This window comes from Candidatus Pantoea communis, assembly GCF_011752685.1.
GTDB classification, from domain to species: domain Bacteria; phylum Pseudomonadota; class Gammaproteobacteria; order Enterobacterales; family Enterobacteriaceae; genus Pantoea; species Pantoea communis.
This window is the reverse complement of sequence record NZ_VWXC01000018.1, coordinates 49,248-66,023: the sequence shown is the minus strand read 5'-3', so window position 1 is coordinate 66,023 and position 16,776 is coordinate 49,248. Positions and strand designations below refer to the sequence as shown.

At 49.7% G+C, this 16,776-nt stretch carries 15 protein-coding genes; 6 read left to right on the top strand and 9 right to left on the bottom strand.

Going from position 1 to position 16,776, the window contains the following annotated elements; genetic code table 11:
• Window positions 1-7: 7 nt before the first annotated feature.
• The 4 genes from F3J37_RS20780 to F3J37_RS20765 all read right to left on the bottom strand — a co-directional run bounded on the left by F3J37_RS20780 (window position 8) and on the right by F3J37_RS20765 (window position 4,343).
• Entirely contained in the window at window positions 8-1,141 is a 1,134-nt protein-coding gene (locus F3J37_RS20780; protein WP_166935448.1) for a glycosyltransferase family 4 protein, read from the bottom strand.
• A complete protein-coding gene (gene rfaQ, locus F3J37_RS20775) occupies window positions 1,134-2,210 on the bottom strand; it encodes a putative lipopolysaccharide heptosyltransferase III (RefSeq protein ID WP_166935446.1) in 1,077 nt (358 codons plus the stop codon). The genes F3J37_RS20780 and rfaQ overlap by 8 nt, the downstream gene beginning before the upstream one ends.
• Window positions 2,211-2,283: 73 nt before the next feature.
• On the bottom strand, window positions 2,284-3,276 hold the full coding sequence (locus F3J37_RS20770; RefSeq protein WP_166935444.1) for a glycosyltransferase: 993 nt from the start codon (window positions 3,274-3,276) through the stop codon (window positions 2,284-2,286).
• Between the two features lie 107 nt (window positions 3,277-3,383).
• Complete coding sequence (locus tag F3J37_RS20765; protein ID WP_166935442.1) at window positions 3,384-4,343, bottom strand: polysaccharide deacetylase family protein; 960 nt, start codon at window positions 4,341-4,343, stop codon at window positions 3,384-3,386.
• Between the two features lie 186 nt (window positions 4,344-4,529).
• On the opposite strand from F3J37_RS20765, the gene F3J37_RS20760 reads away from it, so the two are divergent.
• Complete coding sequence (locus tag F3J37_RS20760) at window positions 4,530-5,612, top strand: glycosyltransferase (protein ID WP_166935489.1); 1,083 nt, start codon at window positions 4,530-4,532, stop codon at window positions 5,610-5,612.
• A 35-nt stretch (window positions 5,613-5,647) separates the two neighbouring features.
• Here the strand turns inward: F3J37_RS20760 and tdh are convergent, their stop codons facing one another.
• Complete coding sequence (tdh, locus tag F3J37_RS20755; protein ID WP_038644056.1) at window positions 5,648-6,676, bottom strand: L-threonine 3-dehydrogenase; 1,029 nt, start codon at window positions 6,674-6,676, stop codon at window positions 5,648-5,650.
• A complete protein-coding gene (locus tag F3J37_RS20750) occupies window positions 6,673-7,881 on the bottom strand; it encodes a glycine C-acetyltransferase (RefSeq protein ID WP_166935440.1) in 1,209 nt (402 codons plus the stop codon). Before F3J37_RS20750 ends, tdh begins: the two co-directional genes overlap by 4 nt.
• Window positions 7,882-8,112: 231 nt before the next feature.
• On the opposite strand from F3J37_RS20750, the gene rfaD reads away from it, so the two are divergent.
• From rfaD to F3J37_RS20725, 5 genes are read left to right on the top strand one after another with little or no spacing between them, the layout of a single operon-like run.
• Entirely contained in the window at window positions 8,113-9,045 is a 933-nt protein-coding gene (gene rfaD, locus F3J37_RS20745) for an ADP-glyceromanno-heptose 6-epimerase (protein ID WP_166935438.1), read from the top strand.
• Between the two features lie 17 nt (window positions 9,046-9,062).
• Complete coding sequence (rfaF, locus tag F3J37_RS20740) at window positions 9,063-10,106, top strand: ADP-heptose--LPS heptosyltransferase RfaF (protein ID WP_166935436.1); 1,044 nt, start codon at window positions 9,063-9,065, stop codon at window positions 10,104-10,106.
• Between the two features lie 2 nt (window positions 10,107-10,108).
• A complete protein-coding gene (gene rfaC / locus F3J37_RS20735; RefSeq protein WP_166935435.1) occupies window positions 10,109-11,071 on the top strand; it encodes a lipopolysaccharide heptosyltransferase RfaC in 963 nt (320 codons plus the stop codon).
• Window positions 11,072-11,980, top strand: a complete 909-nt coding sequence (locus F3J37_RS20730) for a WaaZ-like lipopolysaccharide core biosynthesis protein (RefSeq protein ID WP_166935433.1) — start codon at window positions 11,072-11,074, stop codon at window positions 11,978-11,980.
• Window positions 11,958-13,115 carry an O-antigen ligase family protein gene (locus tag F3J37_RS20725; protein ID WP_034823795.1) on the top strand — a complete coding sequence of 386 codons (1,158 nt, stop codon included), beginning with the start codon at window positions 11,958-11,960 and terminating at the stop codon, window positions 13,113-13,115. The genes F3J37_RS20730 and F3J37_RS20725 overlap by 23 nt, the downstream gene beginning before the upstream one ends.
• A 44-nt stretch (window positions 13,116-13,159) precedes the next feature.
• Here F3J37_RS20725 and F3J37_RS20720 read toward each other — a convergent pair whose 3' ends face one another.
• The 3 genes from F3J37_RS20720 to envC all read right to left on the bottom strand — a co-directional run bounded on the left by F3J37_RS20720 (window position 13,160) and on the right by envC (window position 16,569).
• Window positions 13,160-14,239: a glycosyltransferase family 9 protein gene (locus F3J37_RS20720; RefSeq protein WP_166935431.1), complete on the bottom strand. Its 1,080-nt coding sequence runs from the start codon at window positions 14,237-14,239 to the stop codon at window positions 13,160-13,162.
• A gap of 125 nt (window positions 14,240-14,364) precedes the next feature.
• Window positions 14,365-15,264: a divergent polysaccharide deacetylase family protein gene (locus F3J37_RS20715; protein ID WP_166935487.1), complete on the bottom strand. Its 900-nt coding sequence runs from the start codon at window positions 15,262-15,264 to the stop codon at window positions 14,365-14,367.
• A 3-nt stretch (window positions 15,265-15,267) separates the two neighbouring features.
• Window positions 15,268-16,569: a murein hydrolase activator EnvC gene (envC, locus tag F3J37_RS20710; RefSeq protein ID WP_166935429.1), complete on the bottom strand. Its 1,302-nt coding sequence runs from the start codon at window positions 16,567-16,569 to the stop codon at window positions 15,268-15,270.
• Between the last annotated feature and the right edge of the window lie 207 nt (window positions 16,570-16,776).

Below are 16,776 nucleotides of genomic sequence, written 5' to 3'. Positions count from 1 at the left end.
CACTTCGTCAGCTGGACTTCAGCACCTGCTGATAGAGTGAAGTCAGGGACTGCGCCAGCCGCTGTGGACCAAAAGGTTCGATTCTGCGGCGTGCGGCTTCACCCATGGCAGAATTCTGCGAAAGTGCAGGTGTGGCGACAATGGCGTCATTTAATGCCTTGATATCCAATGCATCACAAACGAAGCCTTCCTGACCGGCTTGAATAAATTCTGCGCCGCCACAGCCGGTGCTGGTAATCACGGCCAAACCGCAGGCCATCGCTTCAAGCACCACATTCGGAAAAGGATCATAAAGCGTGGGCAACAGTAAGGCGTCAGCGGCGTGATAATAGGGCTGCACATCCTGCTGCACGCCAACAAAGCGCAAGCGATCAAGGCAATTAAGCTGGTTAGCCAGCTGCTGATAGCGTGAAAGTTGTTTGTCCTGGCCAACCACAACCAGATAGCGATCGCTGTGGGCGAGTGCTTCAATGGCGGCTTTCAAGCCTTTGCGCTCAAAGCCTGAACCCACGTAGATCATCACCGTGGCATCCTGTGGCAGCGTCAATTGCTGGCGTATGGCGTAGCGCTGAGCATCAGTTGCTGGCTGGAAACGTTGGCTATCGATGGCGTTGTGAATGACATGGATTTTGCTGGCATCTAGCGTGAAATGACGCAAAATATCTTGCTTAACCATCTCAGAATTACAGATCACTGCTTTTAAAGATGCTGCATTGAACATCTCTGCTTCAGCCTGCAAAACATAGCGATGATAAGGACTCAGGCTGGCGCTCAAGCGCTGCCAGGGTGAGACGATACGCGCACGTTGTTCCAGCCACACGCGATGGACGCCATCACCGGCGCGGAAAATATCGCAGCCCGCAATGCGTTCGTGGCTCTGCACGATATCGAACTTCTCACGTTCCCAACATGCACGTGCCGCGTGGGCAAAACCGCGTTCGCGCGATACGCGTCCAAATTTGGCGGGATTGCAGATGTGCAGATGCCAGGCTGGATTGGGTGTGCCCTGCCAGCTGCGTGTGATGATATTCAGATCGAGCTGCTCGCTGTCCAGTGCTTCCAGCGCCCGCGAGATGAAACGCTCGGCACCGCCATCCGGACGATATTTCTGCCGGACAATCGCCAGGCGTAACTTAGTCATGCAAAAAACTCCTGGCGGCGGCCACCACATCATCCACCGGAATGGCTGAGAGATAGCGCTGTTCTGTTTTGGTATCGATGTCGTCTGGCGAAGGCAACGGTGCATAATCACCGGCCCAGATCACGCGATTGTTTTCACCCCACGGACGCCAGTGTTGCAGTTTGGTGGGGCCAAACATCGCAAGACAGGGCGTATCGAGTGCGGCGGCCATGTGCATGGGGGCAGAATCCACACCGATAAACAGCTGCGCGGCATCAATCAATGCCGCCAGTTGCGGCAATGAAAGCTGCCCGGCAAGTGAAACCACATTCTGGCTGTGGCACAGCGACTGAATGTGGGCAATCATTGCTTGCTCTTTCTGGTCTGGGGCAGCGGTAAGAACCAGGGTATGGCCATCAGCGGCGAGCGTATCAATCAGCTGCGCGACCTTTTCATCTTCCCAGCATTTGAATACCCAACGCGATGTTGGCTGTAACACGATAAACGGCCCGCTGACCTTTTGCTGAACCAATGCATCCTGCACTTTCTGTTTATCTGCCGCACTAAAGTGCATTGAGGCTTTTGCACCTTCTGCGCTGATACCTAGCGGTTCAAGCGCCGCCATATTCTGCTCGACGGTGTGCAATTGATTATGTTTTTTTGTCGAAACCAGATAGTTATGGCACCAACGCCACAGGGCGTGATCACGCTTGGCGTAGGCAAAACCAATACGCACCGGCGCAGCTGAAAAACGTGTGATAATCGCGCTGCGCCATTGATCGGCGAGGTTAATGACCACGTCATAATGGCAGGTACGTACAGCTGAAAGCAGCGCCATCTCGTGGCGGAACTTTTGCCAGCCGCCCTCTTTTTTCCAGTTGCGGTCAATGATGTGCAACTGGCGAATAGCGGGGTGCGCTTCCAGCATCGGCCGCGTCTCTTTGTACAATAGGACGTCAATGTTGGCCTGCGGATAGCGCTGGCGCAGCGCATTGATAACGGGCGTGGTTAGCAGCATATCGCCGTGATGGCGCAGCTTGATCAGCAGAATGTTTTTCGGTGCAAATGGGGCTGGAATCGGGCTTGCCATACTCAAATGATCTCAAATTTCAGTGAGCTGATTGTAGGGCAAACCCCTATAGGGCGAAAGCCAGCCGCGACGCTTATTTGTTACGCCAGCGATAAATCCGACTCAGCCATAACAGCAGTTGATACCACTGCCGAGCGCCGCGTGCATTACGCAGCATCCGTTTGTGGGTTTGCGTGGCAAACAGATCCGCAATCATCGCCTGCCGTGCGCTTTCTTCCGGTTCACGGCGAATGGAATGGCAGACGCTGAGCGCTTCACGCGTAATTTGATAATGGAATACGGGATAGATTTTAACTTTATCGCGATAGCGTGCATTGATCTCTTCCAGCATCTGCGCGATTTTCAGGTAATGGCGTTGATACTCGACATTTCGTTGGCCGGTACGTTTGCGGTTGCTGATGGAGGCATCGTGCAGGTAGTAGCGGTAGAGCATTTGATCGGTGTAGCGCACGCGTCTGGCGTTGAACATGAACTCTGTGGTCCAGGGAATATCCTGATGATGTAACCCCGGTTCGAAAGTGAGATTGTTTTGTTCAATCAGTTCACGGCGATATATACCCAGCCATACCACGTGCATGTATCGATGCGTCTGCAGTGCGGTGTTCAGCCATTCTGGGCCGCTCAATACATCGGTGCTGGTTAAGCGATCCAGGGGAATCAACGGCTTGGTCGTCTGGCTGGCTTTGAAAAACCATTCCGCGTTGCACTGCGCGGCGTCTAAATCATCTCGTTCTGCCATCTCCACCAGCGTTTGATACATCGCCGGGTTCATGGTGTCATCGGCATCCGGGAAAGTAACGTATTTCCCACGCGCCATTGCGAGCCCGGCATTGCGCGCACGTGACACGCCGCCGTTGGCCTGGTGAATGACCCGAATGTGCGGGTATTGCTGTGCGTATGTATCTGCACGTTCACCCGATTCATCCGTAGACCCATCATCAACGATGATAATTTCCATCTGAGTCAGCGTTTGTGCGAGGAGCGCCTGAATGAAATCATCGAACATACTGCCAGCATTGAACATCGGGGTGATAATGCTAAGCAGGGGCGGTTGAGTTGAATACATAAAATGAAATGCTCAAAATCAGTCTAATTGAAGAAGTAATAAAGAAGCACGCGCCGGAATCCCCAGTGGCTCTGCGTTTCTTCTTTATCGAATCACTGAGGCACTGCTTAAGGCTGGTTAAATTTGCAGTAATACTCAGCCAGCGTTTGGCCTTCAAAGCGTGGTGCTAGCCAGCTAAAGAGTGCTTCCAGGTCTTCATAGAGCTTTTCTATGTCACGCTCATTCTTAAATGTAGGACTACCATCAGGCATAAACTCTGAGCTATGCAACATAAATTCCGTGTAATTGTTCCCTTCTGCCAGCGACATTTCGACCACTCGCTGCATATCAGCAAGATTACCCCCGGACGGCCGCAGCCAATGTACGGCGGGGCTTTTTTGCTTGCCGCGCAGCCGATACAGACTTTGTTTGAAGGTATTCATCAAAGGCGAGTATTTGTATTGAATACTCATAGGAATTTCGAGCAGTGAAGAGTTGCCGCTGCGTGAGATATCCTGCGGATCGATGAAATAAGGTTTGAACGGAAAATCTGTATAGTTTGTGCCGCCTTTACCCTGTGGTGCGCCGCGTGTGTAGGACCAGTTCACGCGCGGGGTAACGGAACAATCCACCTGATAGCCTAATTCGGTGAGAATGGCGGCGTAGCGTTCATCAAATGCCCAGCGCCCTGCACGATGGCTCAGCATTTTTGTCTGGAACTTTTCTTCCAACAGATCAGTCATATAAACGACTTTATCGCGCAGCACGGTATCCGGGTATTCGACCAGGAAAGGCTGCCAACGCCAGTCATCATCGGTGAGTGGAGCTTCTGGCGGACTGTTCCATGCATGCAGATGCATGCCAATCTCACCTTGTTTGCGCGCGATGACATCTTTGCCGAATTCCACGAAAGCAGGATCCATCGCCATTTCATAGTTGGTCAGCCAGGTGGGTTTAAAACCATAACGCTCGCACAGGTCCTGAAAACGTGGCAGATAGCCGGTATTTTCGGTGGTGATTGAACGGTGATTGCGCCAAAGGTTGTCGCCTTCAGTGTCAATGGTAATAAGGAACGCGTGCCGGGTCATGTTCGCCGCCTGAAGCCAATAAAATCGCAATGTTACGCTGAGCCATTCAGTGACGCAAAACTATTTGCCCGGGCAGGAAACAGGCGAAAAGCACGAAGGATCTGCGCTACTATCCTGGCCGGGACTGCAGGCAATCACATGTTATTTCATTCAGACAGGTAGAATATTTTGTCAAAACGCATACTCATGGTGATAGATGGATTGCCGGGCGGCGGCGCTGAAAAAGTGGTTCTGACGCTGGTCACCGGGATGCTGGCACAGGGGCACCGTGTGTCACTGTTTTCCCTGCGACAGGTGTGCGAGTACCCCTTGCCGCAGGGAGTGGATTATCAGGTCATTCTGGACACCAATCATCGACCCTGGCGCAAACTCACCGAGCTGAGTCGTCGAGCCCGTTTGCTGGACGAAGCAGTACAACAGGCGGAGAAAACGGCAGGTGAATTTGATCTTGTGGTGTCTCATCTGCACAAAACCGACCGTATTGTGCGTCGAAGTCGCGCGCTGGATGCGAAGAAAACCTGGTTCTGCCTGCATGGCGTGTTTTCAGCCTCCTATCTTGGGCATCGCACCGGATTATCACGCTGGTTAAAGGCGCGTAAAATCCAGCAGGTTTATCAGGGGCGTAACGTAGTCGGCGTTTCACCCGCCGTGCTGGAGGATTTGAAAGAGGCCTTTGCTGTGAAGCTCACAGGCGAAGCGGTAATTGGCAATCCGTTCGATATTGCACTGATTCGGCAGTTGGCAGCAGAGCCCGCCGAAGTGCCTGAGTCTGGTTTTCTGGTGCATGTCGGGCGCTTCCACGAAACCAAACGGCATGATCGCCTGTTAAAGGCTTACGCATTAAGCAATATTCAGTTGCCGTTGGTGTTATTGGGGCAGGGATCGGCACAGCATAAAGCCGATTTAGAAGCCCAGGCACAAGCGCTAGGGATTGCCAATCGTGTTATTTTCCATGGCTTTACACAAAACCCTTATGCATGGATCAGCCGGGCGGCAATGCTGATCGTCAGTTCGGATAGCGAGGGTTTTGGTAATGTGCTGATCGAAGCCGTATTGTGTGGCACGCCTGTTGTCAGTACGCGTTGTCCGGGTGGCCCGATGTGGCTGTTGCAAGGTGATTTAGCGCGCGGCCTGGCGGATCTCAATCCTGAATCGCTGGCAACAGCAATGTGTGACATTTATCAGCACCCGCCGTTGTTAGCAGCGGATGCCTTTGCCGAATTTGATACGGCGGCAATCTGTCAGCAATATCTGGCGCTGATTAAGTGAAGCCATGGGAGGCCCAAAAGCCTCCCTGTGAATCCTTAATCCCAGCTCAATACCACTTTTCCTGAACGCCCGGATCGCATCTCGTCAAATCCCTGCTGGAATTCATCGATGTGGTAGCGATGTGTGATAATGGGCGTTAAATCGAGGCCGGATTGAATCAACGCGGCCATTTTGTACCAGGTTTCAAACATCTCGCGGCCATAGATGCCCTTGATGAAAAGTCCTTTGAAGATCACCAGATTCCAATCGATCGCCATCTCGCCCGGCGGAATGCCCAGTAGGGCGATTCGCCCGCCATGGTTCATCACCTCCAGCAGGGTGCGAAACGCGGGAGGCGCGCCAGACATCTCCAGTCCGACATCGAAACCTTCGGTCATACCCAGCTCAGCCATCACATCGCGCAGATTTTCCTGCGCCACATTTACGGCGCGTGTTACGCCCATCTGGCGTGCCAGGCCGAGGCGATATTCATTGATATCGGTGATGACCACATTGCGTGCGCCCACATGTTTGCACACCGCTGCAGCCATAATACCAATAGGACCAGCACCAGAGATCAGCACGTCCTCGCCGACCAGATCAAACGAGAGCGCGGTATGCACGGCGTTGCCAAAGGGATCGAAAATCGCTGCCAGCTCGTCAGAGATATTGTCGGGAATCTTGAAAGCGTTAAATGCAGGGATGACCAGGTACTCGGCGAAACAGCCCTGACGATTGACGCCGACACCCACGGTATTGCGGCACAAGTGAGTGCGACCGGCGCGGCAATTTCGGCAGTGACCGCAGGTGATATGACCTTCGCCGGACACACGATCGCCAAGGGCAAAGCCTCTTACCTCTTCGCCCATACCGACGACTTCGCCGACATATTCATGGCCAGTGATCATTGGAACGGGAATGGTTTTACGCGACCAATCATCCCAGTTGTAAATGTGAACATCGGTGCCGCAAATTGCGGTTTTACGAATTTTAATCAGCAGGTCGTTGTGACCAGGTTCCGGAATCGGTGCATCCTTCACCATCCAGATACCTTCTTCGGCTTTGAGTTTGGCCAATGCTTTCATCGTTCTGCTCCTGCGATCACGCCCAACTGTCGGCCAATGCGCGTAAAGGCGGCAACGGCATGTTCCAACTGTGCCTGCGTATGGCCTGCAGATATCTGAGTGCGGATGCGCGCCTGACCCTGCGGCACAACCGGATAAAAGAAGCCGGTGACATAGATCCCCTCTTTTTGCAGCAGGCTGGCAAACTGCTGAGCCACTTTTGCATCGCCAAGCATCACCGGGATGATGGCGTGGTCAGCACCCGCCAGCGTAAAGCCGGCTGCGGTCATCTTCTCGCGGAAGAATCGGGCGTTATCCCAAAGGCGCTGGCGTAACCCATCGCCTTCACTGAGCAGGTCTAACACCCGCAGCGAGGCGGCGACGATGGCAGGTGCCAGGGAGTTGGAAAATAGGTAAGGGCGTGAACGCTGGCGTAGCCATTCAACCACCTCTTTTTTCGCAGCTACATAGCCACCAGAAGCACCACCTAGCGCTTTGCCTAATGTGCCAGTCAGGATATCTACGCGATCCATTACGCCGCAGTATTCATGGGTGCCACGCCCAGTTGCACCGACAAAGCCGACCGCATGGGAATCATCAACCATCACCAATGCGTCAAATTCGTCGGCCAAATCGCAAATGCCTTGCAGATTGGCAATCACGCCATCCATCGAGAACACACCGTCTGTGGCGATCAGAATATGGCGAGCACCTTTATGACGCGCTTCCTCTAACCGAGCACGTAACTCAGACATATCGTTGTTGGCATACCGATAGCGCTGGGCTTTACACAGGCGTACGCCATCGATAATTGAGGCATGATTGAGTGCATCAGAGATGATGGCATCTTCCGCACTGAGCAGCGTTTCAAACAGACCGCCATTGGCATCGAAGCAAGAGGAGAACAGGATGGCATCTTCCATGCCGAGAAAGGCCGCCAGCTTTTGTTCCAACTGCTGATGGATATCTTGTGTGCCGCAGATAAAGCGCACGGATGCCATGCCGAAGCCGTGGGAATCCATGCCTTCTTTGGCGGCCTGAATAAGCGCGGGGTGATTCGCCAGACCGAGATAGTTGTTGGCGCAGAAGTTAATCACCGAAGGACTATTAGCGACATTGATCTCAGCCTGCTGCGCCGACGTGATGGTACGTTCTTGTTTGAACAATCCATCGCTACGTGTTGTCTCAAGCTGTTGAAGGATTTGCGAATAAAACTGACTGGACATGATTCTGCTCCTCAGATAGCAAAATTTTGGCACATATTACTGATCAAGACGCATCGTGCCGACATTTCCGCCAGAGAAATCTTCGTTTTGCAGCATAGTTCACGCGATGGATGCAAATTGTGCAGCGGTTACGGAGTCATCTGGCTGCCTGCCGCGGGCTGAAATGTTATGATGTTAGGTATTCGTGCGTGAAACCTCCTGTTTCACCCCAACTCTTTAAAGGCAAAGCATATGATTATCGTAACCGGTGGCGCTGGCATGATTGGCAGCAACATTGTTAAAGCGCTGAACGATCGCGGTCTTACCGATATTCTGGTGGTGGATAATCTGAAAGATGGCACCAAATTCGTGAACCTCGCAGATCTGGATATCGCGGATTACATGGACAAAGAAGAGTTTCTTTCTTACATCATGTCCGGCGAAGATCTGGGTCCAATCGAAGCGGTGTTCCACGAAGGTGCCTGCTCGGCGACCACCGAGTGGGACGGCAAGTACATGATGGATAACAACTATCAGTACTCGAAAGACTTGCTGCATTTCTGCCTGGAACGCGAAATTCCTTTCCTTTACGCCTCTTCAGCGGCCACTTACGGTGGCCGCAATGAAAACTTTATTGAAGAGCGCCAGTATGAGCAGCCGCTGAACGTCTATGGCTATTCAAAAATGCTGTTCGACCATTACGTGCGTCAGATTCTGCCAGAAGCCGATTCTCCCGTGTGTGGCTTCCGCTACTTCAACGTCTACGGCCCTCGCGAGGGTCACAAAGGCGGTATGGCGAGCGTGGCATTCCACCTCAACACGCAGATCAGCAACGGTGAAAATCCAAAACTGTTTGAAGGTAGCGACGACTTCCGCCGCGATTTCATCCATGTTGACGATGTCGTTGCAGTAAACCTGTGGTTCTGGGAAAACGGGGTATCTGGCATCTACAACTGTGGTACTGGCCGTGCGGAATCCTTCCAGGAAGTCGCCGATGCAGTACTGAAGTTCCATCAGCAAGGGCAGATTGAATACATCCCGTTCCCTGAGAAACTGAAAGGCCGCTATCAGGCATTCACTCAGGCGGACCTGACCAATCTGCGCGCAGCGGGTTATGACAAGCCATTTAAAACCGTTGCTCAGGGCGTGGGTGAATACATGACCTGGCTCAACCGCAAAGCATAAGGAAACCGGCACCAGCGATGAAAATTCTGGTCATTGGCCCTTCCTGGGTCGGCGATATGATGATGTCGCAAAGTCTCTATCGCACGCTCAAGGCTGAGCACCCGGATGCGGTTATTGATGTGATGGCGCCGGCCTGGTGCCGGCCACTGCTGTCACGGATGCCGGAAGTCAATCAGGCGCTGGCGATGCCACTGGGCCATGGCGCTTTGGCACTGGGTGAAAGGCGGCGTTTGGGCAAATCCCTTCAGGTCAGCGGTTATGATCGTGCTTATGTGTTGCCGAATTCGTTCAAATCAGCGTTGGTGCCGTTCTTTGCAGGTATTAAGCGCCGTGTCGGCTGGCGTGGTGAGATGCGCTATGGCGTGTTGAACGATGTGCGTGTGCTGGATAAAGCCGCGTTTCCGCTGATGGTGGAGCGCTATGTTGCACTGGGCTACGACAAACCCATCGCCTCCGCACAACAGTTGCCGCAGCCCTTACTGTGGCCGCAGTTGCGTGTCGATGAAGATGAAAAGCGCATGACAGCAGCGCAATTTTCTTTGTCGGCCGATCGTCCTGCTATAGGGTTCTGCCCTGGCGCTGAATTTGGCCCAGCCAAGCGCTGGCCGCACTACCATTACGCGGCGCTTGCCGAGCAACTGATTGGCGAAGGGTACCAGGTGGTGTTGTTCGGGTCGGCGAAAGATCGCGAAACCGGTGACACTATTGTTCAGACGTTATCGGAATCAGCACGAGCGCACTGCAAAAATCTGGCCGGCGATACGCAATTAGAACAAGCGGTTATCTTAATTGCACATTGCGCGGCTATCGTCAGTAATGATTCCGGGTTGATGCACATTGCTGCCGCACTGAACCGTCCTTTGGTCGCCTTGTATGGTCCAAGTAGCCCGGATTTCACACCACCGTTGTCTCATCAGGCGCGCGTTATTCGTTTAATCTCCGGCTATCACAAAGTACGTAAAGGTGATGCCGAAGAGGGTTATCACCAAAGTCTTATTGATATTCAGCCGGCTCGAGTTCATCAGGAACTCAGCACGCTGCTGCATTTGGTGCAGGAGTAGCCATGCACGTTTTGATTGTAAAAACCTCCTCAATGGGGGACGTGCTGCACACGTTACCGGCGCTCACTGATGCGATGCAGGCTATTCCCGGCATCCGTTTTGATTGGGTTGTCGAAGAGAATTTTGCACAGATCCCCAGTTGGCATCCGGCAGTGGATAAAGTGCTGCCGGTGGCGATTCGTCGCTGGCGTAAACATTGGTTTGGCAGCCAGCAGCGTGAAGAGCGCGTTCTGTTTAAGCGAGACCTGCAATCGCGCCAGTATGATGTGGTGATTGATGCCCAGGGGTTGATCAAAAGCGCCGCGCTGGTGACGCGACTGGCTAAAGGCGTAAAGCATGGGCAAGACAGCCGCAGCGCGCGGGAACCCTTTGCCAGCTGGTGGTATGACAAACGCCATGAAATCAACAAACAGCAGCATGCGGTAGAACGCACGCGCGAACTGTTTGCTAAAAGCCTGGGTTATGAGAAACCGGACACTCAGGGGGATTATGCAATTGCCGGTCATTTCCTCTCCGCGTTGCCCGAGGATGCGCATCAATATTTAGTGTTTCTACACGCCACCACCCGTGATAACAAGCATTGGCCTGAATCACACTGGCGCGAACTGATTGAATTGGTACAGCCGACGGGTCTGCGGGTGAAACTGCCGTGGGGTGCTGAACATGAGCATCAACGTGCATTAAGAATGGCGGAAGGTTTTGACCATGTTGAGGTGCTGCCAAAATTAGCGCTGGAGCAAGTGGCACAGCAATTGGCGGGGGCACGCGCTGTCGTTTCGGTCGACACGGGTTTGAGTCACCTGACCGCCGCGCTGGACCGCCCGAACATCACGCTGTTTGGTCCAACCGATCCGGGGCTGATTGGGGGATATGGTAAGAATCAGCATGAGCTACGCGGCGCAGGTGGCACAATGCAGGCTATATCCGCCGTGAGCGTAATCGAAAAATTGCGGGAATTGCTTTGAATGGGATCAATATTTAAACAAATCTATCGTTATACCCATGAACGAGCTTATCGGCACAATGAAAATTTTTGGCCTCATATCACGATTCAACGTGGGGCAGAAGACCATATTGAACGGCTAGTTTGGCGAAAAAATGAAATAAAAATTGAAGCATTAGATTCATTACGTAAAACTGTTACCAATGATATGACGATACTGGCAACTGGTCCGTCAGTTAATGATCTGGATTTTGATTTACTTTCAGAAACGACATTTATTGGTGTTAATGGCGCTTATCACCTACGAGATAAAGTCGTATTTTCATATTATGTTATTGTCGATCGCGGTTTTGTTGAGAACCGTTTTGATATTGTCGCAAAAGTACTGGACGACCCTGAGTTGACGCTCTTTACAACAGTTCATTGTCTCAATGACATGTTGAATTGCATTGGAGTCGATAAGATAAAGTGTCGTTTGGCTATTATTGAAGATCTGAGTTATAAGATATTTCGAAAATCAGTCGTACCTGCTGAGTATGCTTTGAATTTCAATGATAATAAAGGATTGTCCGTTTATCCGACTGATCCATTATCTGGTTTTTCATGGGATATCCGACAGGGTATTTTTGATGCGGGAACAGTGGCCTATTGGGCTTTGCAAATAGCCGTATGGCTCAGCTCAAATCGCATACTGTTAGCAGGGGTTGATATGAATAACTTTTCATCCCCACGGTTTTATGAAAATGAAAATAATAAGCAGAAAAGCTTTTTAGGGGAAAACTTTACTCAAGTGATTAAGCCCGCATTCTTGAATGCCAGCAGCGAGCTTAATCATGCAGGGATAAAAGTTTACAATTTGTCTATGAATAGTGGACTGACTGAGGAAATTTTCGAGAAGGCGACGCCAGATGTCATTTTTAAAAAGAACTGAAAGTTTAGAAGCTATTGCATCTATTTCTTTTATGGCATTTCTATTTCTAATGACCATATTTACAGGTGTTGGAAAAGTAAATAACTTATTTCATCTTTCGATTACAGCGATGATGATATTTTGGTTTATTCAGCGAAAAAAAATCAGTTTTCCCGAGTCGTATACCTGGAAGTCGATGAGTGTTGTTGCACTATTCCTCATTTATTACAGTGTTACAAACTTATGGACAAATGATCCGATAAATATTGTGTCGACTCTAAAGCACACTGTTTATCTACTATTTTTTGTGTACATGTTTGATTTCTGTATAAATCGTTATGGATCATTAAAAGTTTATAGTTTTATTTTTTCAGGGTGTTTTGTTGTTCTTATTTTGACATTTATGTTAGTAGACAAGAATACTATATTGACTAATAGACTTGAAAACGGTTTTTTTGGCGCACCTAAGAATGTCATCGATCTTGGTGGGTACTTTGCTCTTGGGATTTTAAGCGCATTGATTATTGCCCGTGAGTCGGGCAGACATTGGATTTATTTGCCTGCATCATTATTATTTATTGGCTTAGTTTTGACGCAAAGTCGAGGTCCGTTATTAGCTTTACTCGTTTCTCTTGTTGTTTTGCTTGCTAAGTATAAGCATGTTCATCTTCGACATGTTTTTTATATTTTAATTTCAATTGCAGTAATTTCTCTATTTTTTTACTTTACCGATTATGGCAGTGAGTTTTACGAACGTATTATTTCCTCTTATGCACAGAGTTTTATCAGATTTGGAATTTGGCATCATGCGATTTCAGAAGCACTTGTTCACCCCTATTTCGGTTGGGGGTTTGATAAGCAACTGAGATTTGTAAATAGTATCGGTCAACATGTTATCACTACCCACAGTATTTATGTATCGGCTTTCTTAAAAGGTGGGGTGGTGGGTGTATTATTCATGTTTTCACTTATCATGGCAGGCTTATATCAAGCCTATAAAAAATATCATCAAGGCATGGGGCTGGAAGCTTCAATTTATCTATTCTCCCTTATGTTTTTTGTTACTCAAGGGATGTTTGTAATTGGCGGGCCTGGAGAAACTTGGGTATTATTCTGGTTGCCATTAGCAATAGTTTTTTCATCCCGTAAGGCTTAGATGAAACACTACCACCAGACACTTTTGTGTCTGGTGGTGTAATTTTAAAATGAAATTTTTTTCACCATCGTGTCATAAACCTTGTCAACGCTTATTTTTCTTAAGGGATAATGTGGGTCATCGTTGGTTTCGGGCTCAATTCTAATAGTCTGATGAATGTGCAAATCCTGATAAGGCCCCGTATGTCTTGGATTTGCGCTGACATAAAGACTCACAGTAGGCGTTTCTGAAGCGATAGCAATATGTAATGGTCCGGTATCACCCGTTATTAACACGTCAAGGTTTTTAATTATCTGCAAGAGTTCATATAAACGCGTTTTTCCAATGTAAGTGGTAACTCGCGAATGGTGTTTGTTTTTTAATAATTCGAAGAACGATTTTTCAATGTCCCCATCCTGAGCCGCGCCTGTTAATATTATTTTTGCATCTTTATAATTATCTAAAATACGCTCTGCTAATTCAGTAAAATGCTCAACTGGCCAGCAACGGTTTTTCCCGGACGCTCCCATTTGAAAACCAATTACAGGTCGATATTTTTCACGCGCTGTAGAGTGAACTGGAATAGGGAATTGCATCCTGGTATCTGTTGCATCACATCCGAGAATACTAATCAGGTCAAGTTTGCGTTGAATAATGTGAACATCCGTCTCCGATGAATAATGGTCTATCCAGTGATTAAAAACAGTGTTGTCATTTCTAAAATTATCTCTGATAATATATTTTGAACCAGCCAGGCGTGCGCACAAGATGTCATAGCCTAAAGTTGAATGCAGCAATACGGTCATTTCAGGCTTAAACTTTCTCATTCTACCGATCACGCGATGGGAATTCACAATTTTGTTATCCCATATGACTATTTCATCAAACCATTCACTTTCCTGGACTAAATCACGATTTTTATTACTGGATACCAACATGATCTTAGCGTTGGGAAAACGTCGTTTGATGGATTTAATGGCTGGCGTATTGAATAAAAAATCACCCAGAGCGGTGGTTGAAAAAATAACAATGCGTGAGAACTCCTGGTTTGAATTCAGCGGCGTCTTATCTTTATCAATGTGACTCATCTTGGCATGGATACTAAGCACTTTATTGATGGCTTTTATTTTCCAAATCTTTTTCATTGCAATAATCTGCCTTTTGAAACTGATGTTTTGACACCTTGCGTACAGAATGATTTCGTGATGATATCAAAAAAAAACGGACCTCTGTAAGATCCGCTTTATTATCTCAATATCTGTTAAACGTTTTAAAAATATCTTCTCAACTTACTGACAACAGAGCTTTCCAGAATGCTTTCAATGACTAAATTGATGGCCTTGCTCTGCGGCACTGGCGTCAGTGGTTTACTAACCTTACACACGCCTGGAGCACGGAATTTAGGTCCCGGAGATTTATCGGTTATCACTGGTGTTTTACCCTGATGCACAGGTTCATTCAGCAACTGACTCGGGCGTACCAATGTAATATCGGGTGGCAGTGATGGCAGCATCTGTTGCAGCACACGAACGGTGGTAGGATGCGGATGACCAATCGCAATGGCATAGCCATCACGCTGTGCCAGTTTTACGGCACGGGTAAACTGTTCGCGAATCGATGCCTCATTCTGACTATCGTCAAGGAATACCCGGCGTTTCAGCACCTTAACATGCGTACCTTGTGCCGCTGGAATAGACTGGCTATTGCCAATCGTCATGCTATCGAGAAAGTAGTAATTGTACTGATTTAGCACCTGCATCACTTTCTGCATGCCAGGCAGGCTGGAGGTCATTTTGCTGCCCATATGGTTGTTCAGCCCCACAGCGAAGGGCACTTTACCCGAGGCATCCCGAACAATGCGTGCGATCTCTTCGCTGCTCATCTCTGGGGTTAAGGTATCTTTTTCCAGTGGCTGCTTACTGAGCGGTGCCATTGGCAAGTGAATCAACACCTCATGACCACCCTGATGTGCTTTTGTCGCCATCTCACGAGCATGAGGTGCATTCGGCAGTACAGCGACCGAAATCGCAGCGGGCATTTGCAGCACTTTATTCTCTTCAACCGGACGATAACCGAAGTCATCAATCACAATTGAGAGTTTACCTGCCTGAGCCGATAGTGTGAAAAACAGTGCGCAGAACGCAATTGAGAGCTTTTGAGGCTGAAACAACACTTATCTTCCTAACCACGGTAGTGGATTGACGGCCTGTCCCTGACGTCGGATTTCAAAGTAGAGCGAAGGCGTGCCGCGGCCGCCACTGGTACCCACGAGGGCGATAGGCTGTCCTGCCTTCACCTGAGTACCCACGCTCACCAGCGCACTTTGGTTGTAGCCATAAAGACTCATATCGCCTTTACCATGTTCCAATACCACAACCAGGCCGTAGCCTTGCAGCCAGTCGGCCATCAGTACGCGTCCATCGGCGATGGCTTTCACTTCGGTGCCTTCTGGTGCATCAATCACCAGACCTTTCCAGCGCAGTTCACCCTGCATGGATTCACCGAAGCGGTGTTCAATACGTCCATTCACCGGCCATACCGCCTGCCCACCAGGCTTTCCGAGGCCACCGGTGCGCGCCATCAACTCACGTTCGCTTTGTGTGGGTTGATAACTTGATCCCTTGGCTTTTGCCTGCGCCTGACGCTGGCGTACTTTTTCTGCCTCGCGTGCTTCACGTTCGGCACGCTCACGCGCTTCGCGTTCGGCTTTGGCAATTTTATCCTGCAGACGGCTTTCGTTTTCTCGCATCTCAACCAAATCGGCCTGATCTTTTTTCAGCGAGCTTTCCAATACTGTCAGGGTTTTCTTACGTGCCGCACTGGCGGTTTCCAGTTTGGCCTGCTGCGACTGCTGTTGGGCTAACAGGGATTTTTGTTGTTCCTGCTTACCTTGCAATGCCTGACGCTGCTCGGAGAGCTGTTGCTGAGTTTGTTTGAGATCGTCGATGTTTTTCTGGCGTGCAGCATTAAGGTAGCCGAAATAGGCAAGTATGCGTTCACTGCGTTGTGCTTCTTCACCACCCAGCAGCAGCTGTAACCCATTGTGTTGGCCTTGTCGGAAAGCCGCATCCAATTGTTGAGCCAGCAGTTTTTCCTGCTGAGCCTGCTGTTTTTCCAGACGAGAGATGGAGGTGGTAATTTGTGTGATTTCGCCGTCGAGCGCGGTCAAACTATTGCGCGTTTCCCTAAGCTGCCGGCTGGCTTGCGCAATCACTTTTTCCTGACTTTGCAGTTGATCGAGAAGTTTGCTGCGCTGTAATTTCTGCGCTTTAACGCTTTTCTCTTTGTCAGCGATATCCTGCTGAATGGACTTGAGCTGGGTTTTACTGTCATCCGCACTGTGCGCGTAAACGGGCAATAACAGTGCGCCCGCGCAGAGCAAGCTCAGGGAGATTTCGGACCAGCGAAATAACAACGGATGCGCTGGGCCGTTGTGACAGGTCCTTGTGTGTGTAACGGTCGCTTTTCCCTTCATAGTCGATAATTATTCCACGATGAACAGCCGCTTACCAGTTATCCCGGGCGGGTTTTGCTTTACGAAAGATGTCGGTGCCGAGCTTAGCGGCATAAACCTTGACTCAATTTTGCGATTAGAACACTTTTTTTGGAAAATGACGCACAAATCGTAACTCTGCCCGCTTCGCGACTGTACATGCTAAGTGGCGCAGGTATACTCAGAACC

What these genes read in the sequence shown, in the direction of transcription:
- F3J37_RS20770 (WP_166935444.1), bottom strand. Translation starts at nt 3,276, where the DNA reads ATGTATTCAACTCAACCGCCCCTGCTTAGCATTATCACCCCGATGTTC.
- rfaC (WP_166935435.1), top strand. Translation starts at nt 10,109, where the DNA reads ATGCACGTTTTGATTGTAAAAACCTCCTCAATGGGGGACGTGCTGCAC.
- F3J37_RS20780 (WP_166935448.1), bottom strand. Translation starts at nt 1,141, where the DNA reads ATGACTAAGTTACGCCTGGCGATTGTCCGGCAGAAATATCGTCCGGAT.
- F3J37_RS20720 (WP_166935431.1), bottom strand. Translation starts at nt 14,239, where the DNA reads ATGAAAAAGATTTGGAAAATAAAAGCCATCAATAAAGTGCTTAGTATC.
- envC (WP_166935429.1), bottom strand. Translation starts at nt 16,569, where the DNA reads ATGAAGGGAAAAGCGACCGTTACACACACAAGGACCTGTCACAACGGC.
- F3J37_RS20750 (WP_166935440.1), bottom strand. Translation starts at nt 7,881, where the DNA reads ATGTCCAGTCAGTTTTATTCGCAAATCCTTCAACAGCTTGAGACAACA.
- F3J37_RS20765 (WP_166935442.1), bottom strand. Translation starts at nt 4,343, where the DNA reads ATGACCCGGCACGCGTTCCTTATTACCATTGACACTGAAGGCGACAAC.
- F3J37_RS20730 (WP_166935433.1), top strand. Translation starts at nt 11,072, where the DNA reads ATGGGATCAATATTTAAACAAATCTATCGTTATACCCATGAACGAGCT.
- rfaQ (WP_166935446.1), bottom strand. Translation starts at nt 2,210, where the DNA reads ATGGCAAGCCCGATTCCAGCCCCATTTGCACCGAAAAACATTCTGCTG.
- rfaF (WP_166935436.1), top strand. Translation starts at nt 9,063, where the DNA reads ATGAAAATTCTGGTCATTGGCCCTTCCTGGGTCGGCGATATGATGATG.
- rfaD (WP_166935438.1), top strand. Translation starts at nt 8,113, where the DNA reads ATGATTATCGTAACCGGTGGCGCTGGCATGATTGGCAGCAACATTGTT.
- F3J37_RS20725 (WP_034823795.1), top strand. Translation starts at nt 11,958, where the DNA reads ATGTCATTTTTAAAAAGAACTGAAAGTTTAGAAGCTATTGCATCTATT.
- F3J37_RS20760 (WP_166935489.1), top strand. Translation starts at nt 4,530, where the DNA reads ATGGTGATAGATGGATTGCCGGGCGGCGGCGCTGAAAAAGTGGTTCTG.
- tdh (WP_038644056.1), bottom strand. Translation starts at nt 6,676, where the DNA reads ATGAAAGCATTGGCCAAACTCAAAGCCGAAGAAGGTATCTGGATGGTG.